The sequence below is a fragment of the Christensenella intestinihominis genome (assembly GCF_001678845.1).
Classification (GTDB): Bacteria; Bacillota; Clostridia; order Christensenellales; family Christensenellaceae; genus Christensenella; species Christensenella intestinihominis.
In genome coordinates this window covers 189634-204558 of record NZ_MAIQ01000005.1, presented here as the reverse complement: position 1 = coordinate 204558, position 14925 = coordinate 189634, and the positions used below count along the sequence as shown (strand labels likewise).

The 14925-nt window shown below is 54.0% G+C and carries 11 protein-coding genes; 5 read left to right on the top strand and 6 right to left on the bottom strand.

All coding sequences use genetic code 11. The features are described from left to right. The first annotated feature begins 17 nt into the window (after positions 1-17). Genes BBD38_RS08810 through BBD38_RS08800 form a run of 3 tightly spaced genes read left to right on the top strand, consistent with a single transcriptional unit; the run spans position 18 to position 4135 of the window. Positions 18-2282 carry an efflux RND transporter periplasmic adaptor subunit gene (locus tag BBD38_RS08810; protein ID WP_066686938.1) on the top strand — a complete coding sequence of 755 codons (2265 nt, stop codon included), beginning with the start codon at positions 18-20 and terminating at the stop codon, positions 2280-2282. A gap of 15 nt (positions 2283-2297) precedes the next feature. Beyond that, positions 2298-2972 carry an ABC transporter ATP-binding protein gene (locus BBD38_RS08805; RefSeq protein ID WP_066686936.1) on the top strand — a complete coding sequence of 225 codons (675 nt, stop codon included), beginning with the start codon at positions 2298-2300 and terminating at the stop codon, positions 2970-2972. Further along, positions 2969-4135, top strand: coding sequence for an ABC transporter permease (locus BBD38_RS08800; protein ID WP_066686934.1), 1167 nt, complete (start codon positions 2969-2971; stop codon positions 4133-4135). Before BBD38_RS08805 ends, BBD38_RS08800 begins: the two co-directional genes overlap by 4 nt. A gap of 132 nt (positions 4136-4267) precedes the next feature. On the opposite strand, the gene BBD38_RS08795 is transcribed toward BBD38_RS08800, so the two are convergent. Beyond that, a complete protein-coding gene (locus tag BBD38_RS08795; protein ID WP_066686931.1) occupies positions 4268-5317 on the bottom strand; it encodes an FkbM family methyltransferase in 1050 nt (349 codons plus the stop codon). A gap of 91 nt (positions 5318-5408) precedes the next feature. Between BBD38_RS08795 and BBD38_RS08790 the strand changes: the two genes are divergently transcribed. After that, positions 5409-7010: an ABC-F family ATP-binding cassette domain-containing protein gene (locus BBD38_RS08790; protein WP_066686929.1), complete on the top strand. Its 1602-nt coding sequence runs from the start codon at positions 5409-5411 to the stop codon at positions 7008-7010. A gap of 89 nt (positions 7011-7099) precedes the next feature. On the opposite strand, the gene BBD38_RS08785 is transcribed toward BBD38_RS08790, so the two are convergent. The 4 genes from BBD38_RS08785 to BBD38_RS08770 form a co-directional block, all read right to left on the bottom strand. Further along, positions 7100-7807, bottom strand: coding sequence for a hypothetical protein (locus BBD38_RS08785; protein WP_066686926.1), 708 nt, complete (start codon positions 7805-7807; stop codon positions 7100-7102). A 47-nt stretch (positions 7808-7854) separates the two neighbouring features. Next, complete coding sequence (srtB, locus tag BBD38_RS08780; protein WP_147568125.1) at positions 7855-8796, bottom strand: class B sortase; 942 nt, start codon at positions 8794-8796, stop codon at positions 7855-7857. Positions 8797-8938: 142 nt separating this feature from the next. Then, a complete protein-coding gene (locus tag BBD38_RS08775) occupies positions 8939-10675 on the bottom strand; it encodes an ABC transporter ATP-binding protein (protein WP_066686920.1) in 1737 nt (578 codons plus the stop codon). Continuing rightward, positions 10668-12407 carry an ABC transporter ATP-binding protein gene (locus tag BBD38_RS08770; RefSeq protein WP_066686912.1) on the bottom strand — a complete coding sequence of 580 codons (1740 nt, stop codon included), beginning with the start codon at positions 12405-12407 and terminating at the stop codon, positions 10668-10670. The genes BBD38_RS08775 and BBD38_RS08770 overlap by 8 nt, the downstream gene beginning before the upstream one ends. 249 nt (positions 12408-12656) lie before the next feature. Between BBD38_RS08770 and BBD38_RS08765 the strand changes: the two genes are divergently transcribed. Further along, the gene (locus BBD38_RS08765) at positions 12657-13826 is read left to right on the top strand and encodes an iron-containing alcohol dehydrogenase (RefSeq protein WP_066686909.1); all 1170 of its coding nucleotides are present in this window, start codon (positions 12657-12659) and stop codon (positions 13824-13826) included. An 85-nt stretch (positions 13827-13911) separates the two neighbouring features. On the opposite strand, the gene BBD38_RS08760 is transcribed toward BBD38_RS08765, so the two are convergent. Next, on the bottom strand, positions 13912-14925 hold the full coding sequence (locus BBD38_RS08760; protein ID WP_066686907.1) for a hypothetical protein: 1014 nt from the start codon (positions 14923-14925) through the stop codon (positions 13912-13914).

The following is a 14925-nucleotide window of genomic DNA, read 5'->3' as shown; positions in this document are numbered from 1 at the left end:
AAATCCAGGAGGCTTTCATGGGCACGAAAGAGAAAACAAGAAAAATGACGAAAAAGAAATGGATCATTGTGGCGGCTGTCGTTACTGCCGGCGTTTTGCTGGCGGTTTTCTTATTGCCGCAGTTCCTTTCCCGCGCGAATATGCAGTCAATAGCAGCCGCGGTGCGTACCGCAGCCGTGGAAAAAGGAACGATTGAAACCACCGTAGTCGGCTCGGGCAACCTTGCCGCGGACGACGCCGTAAGCATAAAGCTTCCCTCCGGCGTTACGGTGGAGTCCGTATTGGCGGAGGCCGGCGACACCGTAGCCGTGGGGGATACCCTCGCGACGTTAAACGCCGCTTCCCTCCAAAATGCAATCGTGAATGTCCAGGATAAGCTTTCTTCCCTCGACACGGAAATCGATGACGCCAAGGATGATACGGAATCCGAAACCATCACTTCCTCCGTCAGCGGACGCGTCAAGCAAATTTTTGCAGCGGAGGGCGGCAATACGGGCAGCATAATCGATGAGAACGGCTCGCTGGCCGTAATTTCCATCGACGGGAAAATGAAGGTTACATTTGTTCCTTCTTCCATGGACGGCCTCGGCGTGGGCACAGAGGTAGAGGTCACTCTGCCCGACGGCGGTACGGAAACAGGAACCGTGAGTTCCCTTTCCGCGGAATCCTGCACCGTTACCCTGACGGATAACGGCCCTGCCTACGGCGACAGCGTCACCGTATCCCTGGAGGACGTACCGCTCGGTTCGGGAACGCTGGAAATCAACGCGCCGATCACGGTCCTCGGCGGCTCCGGCACCGTGGAAAGCGTAGACGTTTCCCTCAATGAAAGCGTTGACAGCGGCGATACGCTGTTTACGCTCACGGAGGCTGCGGCAACCCGCGAATATCAAGCGCTGCTTACGGAACGCACGGAATATGAAGAAGCCCTGCGCATATTGCTTAAGTATGCGCAAACCAATTCCATCATAGCTGAAAACGCCGGGACGATCGGCGAGGTGTCCGTGAGCGCCTCCGGCGTTTCGTCGTCCCAGTCCTCCACAGGCACGCAATCCACCGCATCCGCCGCAAAGGCCGTATCCGCCCTTTCCGGGGATACGGACGGCTCTATACAGCTTCTTTCCGCCGCGCTTGCCGGGACAGATGATACTGTTCCCGCAAATTCGGGAACTGCTGCCGAACTTGGAGGAAGCATTGAAATTTTCATCAACAACCCGGTTATCGGCAGCACGCCGCAGAGCACAATCATGCCGGGAAGCGGGTATACCGGCACGATCTCCTGGGAACCTGCGGGGGCAAAATTTGAAGCGGGTACGGCCTATACGGCAAACGTAACGCTCACGGCCGCCTCCGGCTATCATTTTGCACCGGACGCCGCCGTAAACGTTACGGGCGCGGCCGTCGAAAACCTTAGTGTCAGTGCGGAAGCCGAGGGGAATACGCTCTCCTTCCGCGCAATATTTGCCGCAACGGAAGCGGCGGATGTGCAGCAGGAACAGCCGTCCGCCGCAGGCAGTGCCGTGCAGGACAATACCGGGCAGGAAGCTGTCGGCGGCAGTATGCCGTCCGGCTCTTCCTCCGGCGGCGCATCCACCGGCGTGTCCGGCTCCGGGACGGCGGCGGTGTCCACCGCTTCCTCAGCCGATTCGTCTTCCTCGGACAGTGAGGAAACGCTTCTCCAGACCGCGTTCACGATCCAGACCGGCGACGCCAATTCCCTCACCGTCAATGTGGACGAGCTCGATATCCTTACGATTACACCCGGACAGGAAGCGACGGTTGTTTTGGATGCGCTCCCGGATAATTCCTTCCACGGAACGGTAACCAAGGTTTCAACCGCGGGAACCGCGCAGTCGGGCGTGACCACCTATCCGGTGACGATCACGCTTGACGACATTTCCGGGTCCGGGGCGCTTGCGGGGATGAACGCGACCGCAACCATTTCCATCGCCACCAGTGAAGACGTACTGCTGATTCCCCTTGACGCGCTTCAGGAAATGGGCAGCGAGCAATTTGTATACATCGCCGGGGACGGCGAAGAGGGGCTTGGCGAACGGCGCGTGGTGGAAACCGGACTTTCCGACGGCACCAATGTTGAGATTACCTCCGGGCTTTCCGAGGGCGAGCAGGTGGTTTACACGGAAAACACCTCCGACGAATCCGCCCAGACGATGATGCAGGGCATGGGCGGAATGGGCGGCGCAATGCCGGACGGCGGCATGGGCGGCGGTATGCCTCCGGATGGCGGCGGAATGGGCATGGGCGGCGGACCCATGGGCTGAGGAAAGGAGGCTTTCATGATCCAGATGAAAAACGTTTCAAAAATATACACCATTGGAAATGAAGAGCTCTACGCGCTGAACCATGCGACTTTGACCATCCGCGACGGCGAGTTTGTAGCGATTATCGGCCCCTCGGGCAGCGGAAAATCCACATTGATGAACATCATTGGCTGCCTTGATACGGCGGACGGCGGGGAATATCTCCTCGACGGGCAGGCCATCGAGGATTATACGGAGGATGAATTGACGCGGGTACGCAATTTTAAAATCGGCTTCGTATTCCAGAATTTCAATTTACTGCCCAAAAATACGGCGCTCGAAAATGTGGAGCTGCCCCTGGTTTACCAGGGCGTTCCCCGGAAGGAATGCCGGGAACGCGCTGAAAAAGCGCTGATCCGCATGGGCCTTGCCGAGCGCATGGATCACCGCCCGTCCGAACTTTCGGGCGGGCAGCAACAGCGCGTGGCCATCGCGCGTGCCATCGTCACCGCTCCTTCGCTCATCCTCGCGGACGAGCCGACGGGAAACCTTGACCATAAAACAGGCGCGGAGATATTGGATTTATTCCATGAGCTGCACGCAAACGGCAACACTATTGTGCTCATCACCCACGACGACGGGATCGCCCGGAAGGCCGGGCGCCGCCTGCGCATCCTTGACGGACAGGTAATGGAGGACACCGCATCATGATCTTACAATCATTCCGCATGGCATTTGCCTCTATTGCGGCAAACAAAATGCGTTCCTTTCTTACGATGCTTGGCATTATCATCGGTATTATGGCCGTAGTGGTATTGGTGTCCATCGTTTCGAGCGCCACAAATTCCGTCCAGGGAGAGCTCGAGAGCCTGGGCGCGGAAACGCTTTCCGTTACCGTTACAAGCTCGCGTTACCAGCCGCTTTCCGTGGGCGATATCACAGGTCTTCCGGATGAATATGAAAGCATTGGCTATGCCGCGCCCACGGCAACGCAGAACGCCACGCTGAAAGCCGGCGACACAAGCACCACCGCCGCGGTCGTCGGGACCACTTCGGCCTATGCGGACATCAATGACCTGTCCCTCCAGTCCGGGCGTTTCATCAAGTCCCCGGATGTGAGCAACAATTCCGCAGTCGCCGTCGTGGGAAGCGATGTGGCGGAGGACCTTTTCGGGCGGACGGATGTTACGGGCGAAACGATTTCCGTAGACGGCCGCAGCTTCCTTGTCGTCGGTGTGCTTGCGGACGCGGGGGAGTCGCTGATGGGCAGTGAAAACAGCAACATCATCATTCCCTACACCACGGCGCAGCGCATGTTCTACATTTCCGGCGTGACCTCCTTTACAGCCGCCGCGCAGTCGAGCGAGCTGGTGAACACGGCGGAAGCAGACCTTACAAAAGAGCTTATGTCCCGGTTCAAGGACGAGGATGCGTTTTCTGTGATGAACCAATCCACTATCCTCGAATCCATGGATTCCATTACAAACACCATGGCCATGATGTTCGGTGGGATTGCCGGAATATCGCTGCTGGTCGGCGGGATCGGAATCATGAACATCATGCTGGTATCCGTAGCGGAGCGTACGCGGGAAATTGGTATCCGCAAGGCCATCGGCGCGGGTCGGAAGCGTATCCTGCTCCAGTTCCTGATCGAGGCGCTGGTTGTGAGCACACTCGGCGGCCTGGTTGGCCTCGGGCTTTCGTGGCTCCTGCTTTCCATCCTTTCCGCCGCGATGGATACGGCTTATACGATGTCCGCGGGCGTCGCCCTGCTCGCCGTTTTCTTCTCCATGGCAATCGGCGTGATCTTCGGTATCAACCCCGCGAACAAGGCCGCGAAAATGCCGCCGATTGAAGCGCTGCGGACCGAATAACGCCGCAACGCATTTCGACCCGGCTCCGTCAGGCCCGTACGGGGCCCTAAGAAGGGCTGCAGCGCACCTCGCTGCCACATGTAATATGAAAGGGGCCGGAATCCTGTTCCGGCCCCTTTGCTGTCTTATTCATCATACAAAATAGTAATTGGTATCCCACGCGGGAATACAGGGGAAATGCCTCAGGTATACTTGATAATCCGGCCGCAATGCGGTTACCAGCAGCGGAATGCGAAATATATCTTCATTCCTGTGATACGCGGAAACGAGCAGCTTCGGCTTTTGTTCCCGGATGATACGCTCCGTGCCTTTGAGGGCCGCTTCCTCCTCTCCCTCCACATCATACTTGATATAGGTGACGCGCTGCCCCGCAAGAAGGTTATCAAGGCTGTTCGCGGGAACGGCCCTCCCTTTCCCCGAAGCCGCGGAATTTCGCCCGCCGCGCTGGGCAAACAGGAGTTCGCCCTCTTTTTCATGGGCCGCCACATTCAGGCAGGTAACGCCTCCAATGCCCTCCGTCGCATTCCTGAGCCTGGCAAAATTCTTCGCGTCCGGTTCGATTGCAAAAATCTTTTCATAGCCGTCCACGGCCTCCAAAAAATCGCGTACCGTATCGCCCGTATAGGCCCCTGCGTCGACATAGCACTCGTCATCCCCCAGTTTCAGGATGGTTTCATATGCTTCACCGGGGCTGCTTTCGCAGCGGTACAGGTATTCCGGCTTTCCGCTCAGCTTATAATCGATCATATCCCGGAAAACTGCCCGGGAAGGATCGTCGGCCAGCATATCATAAACCTGTTGCAGCTCCCTTTCGTGTTCCCCATAATAGCGCATATCGAATACGCCGCCGCCATAAACGGGCACATCCGGCACATAGAGCTCCTGCTCCCGCGCGATTCTCCCGATCCTGTCCATTACCTCCGGAAGCTGCGTCCCGAAGGCGATAAGCACGACCATTTGGCCAAACCTGGCGCGCGCCTGTTCATAATTGACGACCGGGAAGCCGCGGAATACCTGCCCCCGGCAAAACCCGTCGCTCGCAAAAACACCCGCCGCTTTTATCCCGCGCCGCGTAAGCTCGTCCAGTATTTTGTCCGCACCGTTTCCCATGCCATAGAGCACAACCGGTTTTCCTGTCCGCTTAAGCCGCTCCCACAGGGAAATATTTTCTCTTAAATCCATAACTGCCTTCTGTGAAATTAATATGTCTATTTTACCATATTTCCCGGTTTTATGGTATAATGGACGGACTTGGGCAAAAAAGGAGCAAGCAATGATTACGGTTACAAATTTAAGTTTGAATTTCAGTGGAACGAACCTGTTTTCCGGGGTAAACCTCAAATTCACACCCGGAAACTGTTATGGAATTATCGGGGCGAACGGCGCGGGCAAATCTACTTTCCTGCGCATCCTGTCCGGCGACCTCGATTCCACCACGGGCGACGTGCATATCCAGGAGGGCGCGCGCATGTCCGTTTTGAAGCAGGACCACTTCGCATATAACGATCTTACGGTATTGGACACCATCGTCATGGGAAATCCGCGCCTGGCGGAGATTACCAAAGAAAAGGATGCGCTTTATGCGAAGCCGGATTTTTCCGAAGAGGACGGCATCCGCGCGGGCGAGCTTGAAGCGGAATTTGCGGAGCTCGACGGATGGGAAGCGGAAACCAATGCATCCAAGCTGATCCAGGGGCTGGGACTCTCCGAGGATATCCTTTACCAAACGATGTCTTCCCTGCCCGATAATGAGAAAATCAAGGTGCTGCTCGCGCAGTCTTTGTTTGGCAAACCTGATATTATACTGCTCGACGAGCCGACCAACCACCTCGATGTGGCAAGCGTGCATTGGCTGGAGGACTTCCTGCTCGATTATGAAGGGACGCTTATCATCGTATCGCACGACCGGCATTTTCTCAATACGGTATGTACGCATATGGTGGATATCGATTATGGAAAAATCAAAATGTATGTGGGCAATTACGAATTCTGGTACGAATCAAGCCAGCTGATCCAGAAAATGCTGCGCGAACAGAATAAGAAGAGCGAAGAAAAAGCCAAGGAGCTGCAAAGCTTTATCCAGCGTTTTTCGGCCAACAAATCAAAATCACGCCAGGCAACCTCGCGTAAAAAGCTGCTCGAAAAGCTGGAATTTGAAGAAATGCCCGCCTCTTCCCGCCGGTATCCGTTCGTAGGCTTTGCCCCGGACCGGGAGATTGGCAAGGAAGTGCTGGTTGTGGAGGGCCTGTCCAAGACAATCGACGGGGAAAAGGTATTGAACAATGTTTCCTTCCGCATGAACCGGGAGGATAAGATTGCGTTTCTCGGCGATACGGAAATTGCCGCAACCACGCTGTTCCAGATTTTGATGGGGGAAATGGAGCCGGACGAGGGCGCCTTCAAGTGGGGCGGCACCACCTCGCAATCTTATTTTCCAAAGGACAATTCGGCATTTTTTGACGGCTGTGACCTGAATATCCTCGATTGGCTCCGCCAGTATTCGAAGGATACGACGGAAACTTACCTGCGCGGCTTCTGTGGCCGGATGTTGTTTTCGGGCGAGGACGTCTTCAAGCGGGTGGATGTGCTTTCGGGAGGAGAACGCGTACGCTGTATGCTTTCGCGTATGATGATGTTTGGCTCGAACGTGCTTGTGCTGGACCAGCCGACCAACCACCTTGACCTCGAATCCATCACCGCGGTAAACAACGGCCTTACGGATTTCAAAGGCGCGGTGCTGTTTGCTTCGCACGATCATGAGTTTATAAACACCATTGCCAACCGTATTATCCGGTTCACGCCGGATGGGCTGATTGACCGGCTGGGAACTTATGATGAATTTATCGAGGAATACGGCGGCGGCGATATTTATTAAATTTCGGGCAAAAAAACAGACTCCCTCAAAATAAATGAGGGAGTCTTATTTTTCCGTACAATCAAGGGCTTTCCGCCTGCCTGCTTATCTTATTTTGCCATTCCTGCCACTTTCTTAATCGAAACCGCGGCGCCTGCAATTCCGAGGGCCATGATGATAAGGAGAAGCCCCTCACCTGCGCCGTTATCCGCTGTTTTAGGTGATTTCTGCGCCTGCTCCTGGGCCAGTTCCGCCGCTTCCTCCGGGGCTACGCCGCGCTGGATCAACGCCACATAATAAGAGAAGTAACCGATATCGTCGACCCAGATGTTCCACGAGCCGTCACTTTCATCGTAGGCCGCATCATACATATTGTACCATCCGCCGTCTTCGTCTTCCCAGGTCTGCATGATCTGTACGAGATCATAGGAATTAATGCTGTCATCCCAGAAGGTGAAATAGCCGCCGCCCGTATAGGTTTCCCAGCCAACCATCTCGCCGTTCTCGTCATACGTTCCAAGCCCGGCTTCCACGCCCACGACCGGTTTGATTTCGTCGGGTTCATCCACATCTTCATCTGCCTCTACAACGCCTTCCGCAATGCTGGTAAGCGCTTCGTCCGCCTCCGGCGTCAGTTCCTCATAGAAAACATCCAGGTTCGTTTCATCCGCGGGAATCGCAACATCCGGATTATCCGGGTCGGGAACATAAATGTCGAAGCTCGACCCATTCTCCAAATCCACAGGCTCTGCAAGAGCCGGTACTGCAAAAGCGAGAACCATTACCAAAACCAACATAATTCCTACAATTTTTTTCATTTCTTCTTCCCCTTTATTATTTCCGTTTACACGGAATTGATACGTATTTAATTATCCCCTGCGCCTTCCGGCGCTATGAACACCGCCTGGATGACAAAGCGGTTTTCATCTTCCCCGCGCACGCAGGTGGAAAGCGTCAAAAGCGAATCCCGGATCGATATGCCTGTCATATCAACCTGCGCGTCCGGCCCTTCCTTGGCCGCAATTTCATCCAGGAACTCCTGGTACAGCGTCGGGTTCCTGAGATTTCTCCCGCTTAAAAGGTGGCCGTCGTCATTTTTATACACTGCAAAAATCCGGTAATCCATTTCGCCTTCCGGCGTATAGACTTTGATAAGCGAATGTTCCTTTAGGAATTCTGGATCGCTGAATTTGTGCAGGTCCGCAAACATGGTGCCGTCCTTCATATTATGCCCGTAAAAAATACTGACAGGGTCCTCAAAGTTCAAATCGCAGGACACATCCATATAGATTGCCCCATGCTCACTTTTTTTCCCCAGAAAATCATAATGAAGATAATGGTCGTTGTCTGTTGTTGTCACAACCGGATAATCGATATTCGTTCCGGGGACCTCCAGCCATGCAACCGTATCAGGATTCTGCTCCGACAGCTCTGTGAAATTAATTTCACGTTCATTTTCTTTTTTTTGTTTTCCATAATAAATGGTCTTTTTGGACGGCGTGGAAGTCGCTGAGGCAGAGGCTTCGGGTTCCCCGGTCTTAGCCGACTTTGGCCGGACGGAGGACGGCGCCTCCCCCGCAAGTTCTTTTACCTGCTCATTCCGCTGCCTTTCCCGGCCTGCCTGCCCAAGCTGAAAACCGCACGCCACAATAACGGTAATACAAATTACCGCGATTACAATCCAAACAAAAAATTTTTTCTTTTTGGGAGCGCCCGGGGGCTGCGGTGTTTCGCTATGGGGCTCGGCATTCGAATTGGTGCTGCTGATTTGCTTGGCCATCTCTTCCTCAAATTCACGAATTTTCACGAATAACACTGCTGAATAATAGAAACCATCATACTGGTAATTCGATAATATGCAAAACCTTACTGGGATACATTTATTTTATTCCGGTAAAAAACGAAAGTCAAGGGTTACATATATTTCCAAGACTCTGTATGGAAATTTTTTATTTTACCTGCTCGAACTGGCTGTTATAAAGATTGGCGTAGAAGCCGTTTTGCATCATGAGTTCTTTATGGGTTCCCTGCTCCACAATATTGCCCTCGTTCATCACAAGGATGCAATCCGCCTCGCGGATGGTGGACAGGCGGTGCGCCACCACAAAGCTGGTGCGCCCCTTCATCAGCTTGCTAAACGCGCTCTGGATCATCATTTCCGTGCGCGTATCAATGCTGCTGGTCGCCTCGTCGAGAATCAGCATCGGCGGCCGCGTCAGCATGACGCGCGCGATGCACAGGAGCTGTTTTTGCCCCTGGGAAATGCCGCCGTCTTCGGCGATAATCGTATCATACCCATCCGGGAGCCTGCGGATAAAGCCATGCGCATGCGCCGCCTTTGCAGCCGCAATAATTTCTTCCTCTGTCGCGTCCGGCTTCCCGTACGCGATATTATCCCGGATGCTGCCTGCAAACAGCCACGTCTCCTGCAAAACCATGCCGTACAGGGCGCGCATTGAATTACGCGTTATCAGGCGGATATCCGTTCCGTCAACACGGATTGTTCCCTTATCCACATCATAAAAGCGCATCAGCAGGTTGATGATCGTCGTCTTTCCGCTGCCCGTCGGCCCCACAATGGCAATCCGCTGCCCCGGCTGTGCATAAACGTTAAGCCCCTCGATCAGCTTCCGGTCCGGCACATAGGAAAATGACACGTCCTCGATTTCTACCCTGCCGCCGCTGCTTTCCATTACGGCGGCACCCGGCGCATCCGGCGTTTCTGACGGTTCGTCCAAAACCTCGAATACCCGCCGGGCGGACGCAAACGCCGTCTGCAGCTCCGTTACCACGCCGGAAATCTCATTGAACGGCTTGGTGTATTGGTTTGCATAAATCAGGAAGCTCGAAAGCTGCCCGATCGTAATTCCCCCGCTGATTGCGGTAAGCGCACCCACGATTCCAACCGTCGCATATACGATTGCGTTCACAAAGCGCGTGCATGGATTCGTAAGCGAGGAAGCAAATTGTGATTTGACGCCGCTCGTTTGCAGCCTTTCGTTGATTTCTTCAAATTTCTTCTGCGCCTCTTTTTCATAGCCAAAGGCTTTTACTACCTTTTGGTTCCCCACCATTTCTTCCACATATCCGCTGAGCTCGCCGCGCACCGCGGCCTGTTCGCGGAACAGGTGGAAAGATTTTTTTGCGATGAATGCCGCCATCCCCAGGGATAACGGCGTGATGAGGACGACCACAAGCGTGATGTTTACGTTAATCGAAAGCATAAAAAGCAGCGTTCCCACAATGGTGACCACGCCGGTAAAAAGCTGTGCAAAGCCTTGCAGCAGGCCGTCCGATATCTGGTCGATATCGTTTACAACACGGCTGATGAGATCGCCGTGCGCATGGGAATCAACATATTTCAGGTGAACTGTTTTAAGCTTTTCAAATACGCGCACGCGCAGGTCGCGCACCGCGAAATAGGTTACATGGTTGGTGCACCGCGTCATAAGCCACTGGAATAATGCGGACAGCCCAATGGCCGCGCCGATTTTTATGAGGATCGACACAATCCCGGGAAAATCCACATTTCCCGGTCCGACGATGAGGTCTACGGCGCCGCCGATCAGCACCGGCGCCCACAGCGACATTGCAACGCTGATTACCGCGGAAGCAAGGGCGAGCACCAGGTAGCCGTAATATGGTTTAAGGAACCCGGCGAGGCGTTTTATCACGTTTTTATCCATGCCGCACCTCTCCTTCCGAAAGCTGGGAAAGACAAATTTCGCGGTAAACCGCGTTTGTCTCAAAAAGCTCTTCGTGCGTCCCCACGCCCACCACTTGCCCGTCGTCAAATACAATGATTTTATCCGCATTTTTAAGGGTAGTCGCCCGCTGGGACACCATAATGACGGTAATTTCCCTGCCGTATTCCCGGAGCGCTTCCCGCAGCGCTGCGTCGGTTGCGAAATCGAGCGCGGAGGCGCTGTCGTCAAGAATCAGTATCTCCGGCCTGCCCACGAGAGCGCGCGCAATGGTAAGGCGCTGGCGCTGCCCGCCGGAAAGATTTTTACCGCCCTGCAAAACAGGCGTATCCAGTTTTTGCGGGAATTTTTCAATAAACCCGCAGGCCTGCGCAGTCCGCAGCGCCGCCCAGATTTCGTCGTCCGTCGCGGAATCGTCCCGCCAGCGCATGTTCTCCCGTACCGTTCCCGAAAAGAGCACCGCTTGCTGGGGCACCATGCCGATCTGCCCGCGCAGCACGGAAAAGGGATATTCGCGTACGTCTTCGCCGTCGACGAGTATGCGTCCTTTGCTTGCATCGTAAAAACGCGGGATCAGGTTTACAAAGGTCGATTTTCCGGAACCCGTGCCCCCGATTACGCCGATGGTCTGCCCGCGCATAATTTTTACGGAAACATTTTCGAGGTCCATTTCATCCCCGCCGTAAGAAAACGATACGTTTTGAAACTCGATTTTGGGGATGTCCGCGCCTTTATCCGCATTTTCCGGGGCATTTTTCCCGTCTGCCACGCTCGCCTGCGTTTCGAGCACTTCGTTTACACGCGCGGCGGATGCGGAAGCCTTCGTGAAAATGACGACCAGGTTTGCAACGACAATCAGCGCAAGCAGTATCTGCGTCATATACTGCACGAGCGCGACAATCTGGCCTTGCTCGAGCGCGCCCGTATTGACCGCCCCGCCGCCGAACCAGATGATCGCAATAATGCCGGCATTAACGATCAGGTAGGTAAACGGATTCAGCAGGGCGGAAATTTTTCCCACGCGCACCGACGCCTTTTTCAGTTCGTCCGTTCCCTCGTCAAAACGCTCCTGCTCCTTTTCCTGTTTGGAAAATGCGCGGATGACCCGCACCCCCGCCAAATTTTCCCGCGTAACCAGCGAAATACGGTCCAGCAGCTTCTGGATCGCCCGGTAAAACGGCACGGACCGCGACATAACCAGGTACAGCACTACGGCAATCCCGGCCGCGGCGGCGACAAAGATAAGCGACATCTGGAAATCAATCATCATGGCCATCACGGTGGCGCCGATCACGAGGAAGGGCGCACGGATTACAAGGCGGATCAGCATTGCCACCGCCACCTGCAGCTGGTTCACGTCATTGGTGATGCGCGTAATCAGCGACGGCGTGCCCAGGGTATCGATTTCCGCATGCGAAAGCGAAGCAATATGGGAAAACATCTCGTTGCGCAGATTAGTGCCGAAGCCCTGCGACGCTTTGGCCGCGAAATATTGGCATATGAGCGCGCAGCAAAGCCCGACCGCTGCAATCAGGATCATCAGCCCGCCCATCCGCAGGATATAATCCGAATCGGAATTCCTGATTCCCACATCGATAATATTTGCCATAATAAGGGGCGCGATCAATTCCAGGATGGCCTCCGTAAGCTTAAAGGCCGGTCCCAGAATCACTTCTTTTTTGTAATGTTTCAGATATTTGGCAAGCTTCCACATAGGCATTTCCTTACTTTTTTCAAACAATACTATATTAGCACAAAATGCATACCTTGTAACATTTTTCTTCCGCTTCCGCTTTTTACCATATTAAATATAACCAATGCGCAACGCCCTGTTTGAGGTCTGCAAAACAAAGATTGATATTTATTTAACAAATAGTACAATGAAAATTGTGAGAAAAATGTATTCCGTGGTTACCAATACCACGGTAAGAATTTACAAAGTATAGAAAGGAAGTAATTTATTATGGCAAGATTTACACTCCCACGCGACCTTTATTTTGGACCCGACGCAATAAGCGAGCTTTCCTGCCTTAAGGGCTGCAAGAAGGCGATTATCGTAACGGGGGGAAGCTCGATGCAAAAATTCGGGTTTCTCGATAAGCTGCAAGACATCCTGCACGACACCGGACTCAAGACAAAGCTCTTTGAGGGCGTCGAGCCCGATCCGTCCGTAGAAACCGTTTACCGCGGCGCGGAAGCGATGCGGGAATTCGAGCCGGATGTAATTGTCGCCATCGGCGGCGGCTCCCCCATCGACGCGGCAAAGGCAATGTGGGTGTTCTATGAGCATCCGGAAAAAACGTTTGACGATATTAAGGACCCGTTCACAATGCCCAAGCTGCGCCAAAAGGCAATTTTCGTCGCCATCCCTTCCACCTCGGGCACTGCGACGGAGGTGACCGCGTTCTCCGTCATTACGGATTATAAAACATTAATTAAATATCCCCTGGCGGATTTTGAGATTACGCCGGATATCGCCATCCTCGACAGCAGCATCCCGCTCACCATGCCGAAATCATTGACGGCCGATACGGGCATGGATGCGCTTACGCACGCAATCGAGGCTTATGTCGCCGCGCTGCACAGCCCCATTTCCGACGCTCTGGCTTTAAAGGCGATCCAGATGATTTATGAAAACATTATTTCATCTGTAAACGGCGACGAGGAGGCCCGCGGTGAAATGCATATTGCGCAATGCATGGCCGGTATGGCGTTCTCGAACGCGCTTCTGGGAATTTGTCATTCCCTTGCCCATAAAACGGGCGCGCAATTTGAAATCCCGCACGGCCGCTGCAATGCAATCCTGCTGCCTTTCGTAATCGAATATAACGCAAAGGCTGTTCCGGAACGCTTTGCGGACATCGCAAGGGCGCTCGGCCTGCCGGGAGCAACGGACCGCCAGCTTATCAATTCCCTCGTGGACGCAATCAAAGCCCTGAATGCAAAGCTGGGAATCAGGCAGTCGTACCAGGAGAACGGAGTGACCGAGGAGGACTACAGGAAGGTCGCGGACTTTATTGCCGAAAACGCAACGACCGACCCGTGCACGGGCAGCAACCCGCGCGAAACGGACGTCGCCGCAATGCGCAAGGTTCTCGACTGCGCTTTCTATGGAAACGACGTGGAATTCTAAAAAAGAGAAATACCCTGCCGGATTATGGCAGGGTATTTTTTCACTTGTCCGGCTGAAAAAACGCCCCTTAAAGGGGCGTTTTTGATTATCTCCTGTTATCCGGCGGAATCTGCGGCGGATTCTGCCCCCCGCCGTAAGGCGGCTGCATGTTGCCGTTTTGCTGCGTAAAATTGGTATACGGGTCGCCATAGGTCCGCTGCATTTGCTGCGAATCCTTCCCGTCGCATACATTTTTGGCGTTTACGTAAACCTCGAACATATACGGGGTAGTGAAGGTTTGCAGGAAAATCCCGAGAACTGTAATCAGCAGCGTATAAAGCGGCATTATTGCCGTCAGCAGCGTGCTTGCATACGTAATATCCGAAAGCGTCGCACCCGGGGCCAGAATGGCCGAAAAATAAGGAATATAGAACGGCAGGATAACCGCCATTTCAATTCCTACGGTAATCAGCCCGATGATAAGCGTATGCCCGAGGTTCTTCCAGAAATTCCCCCGGAAAATATAACGGAAGGACTTAAACACCGCCTGGAAGCCGCTGGGGAATTCCATGCCGGGGATAAACTGGACAAAGCTGAGGCAGAACGTGTAGAACAGGATCAGCACAACCATTACGACCAGTGCGGGCATCATGGCCGAAAGCACCATAAGGGGGGCCATAGAACTGCCGTAAAAGTTTCCCGCGGATGAAAACACGGAGCCGACAATTGCAACGGACGAAATGAGCGCAATGATTAAAATCGCCGCGAACGAGATGACCACGGTCGCGAGCAGGGTCGTCATGTACCGCCCGTAATTGGCCTTTGCCGCCGCCCACGCGGTAGGCATTTTGGCGGGCGTACCCGTAAGGTGCCATGTGCGCAGGACGGATGTGATATATCCCATATAAAGCGGGGAAATAAAAATCACATACAAAAGCACGCATAGTTCCAGCCCCACCGCAAGGCCCGCGCCGGCCGCCACCGGCGGGAGCGACGTCGCAATCAGCGACAGCACCATCGTCGGAACCGTATAAACCAGAATTCCCACAAGCAGCGGTACAAAATTATTTTTTGTTGTGCTCCACGCCGAGCGGAACACTTCTCCTAACGATTTGTTCAT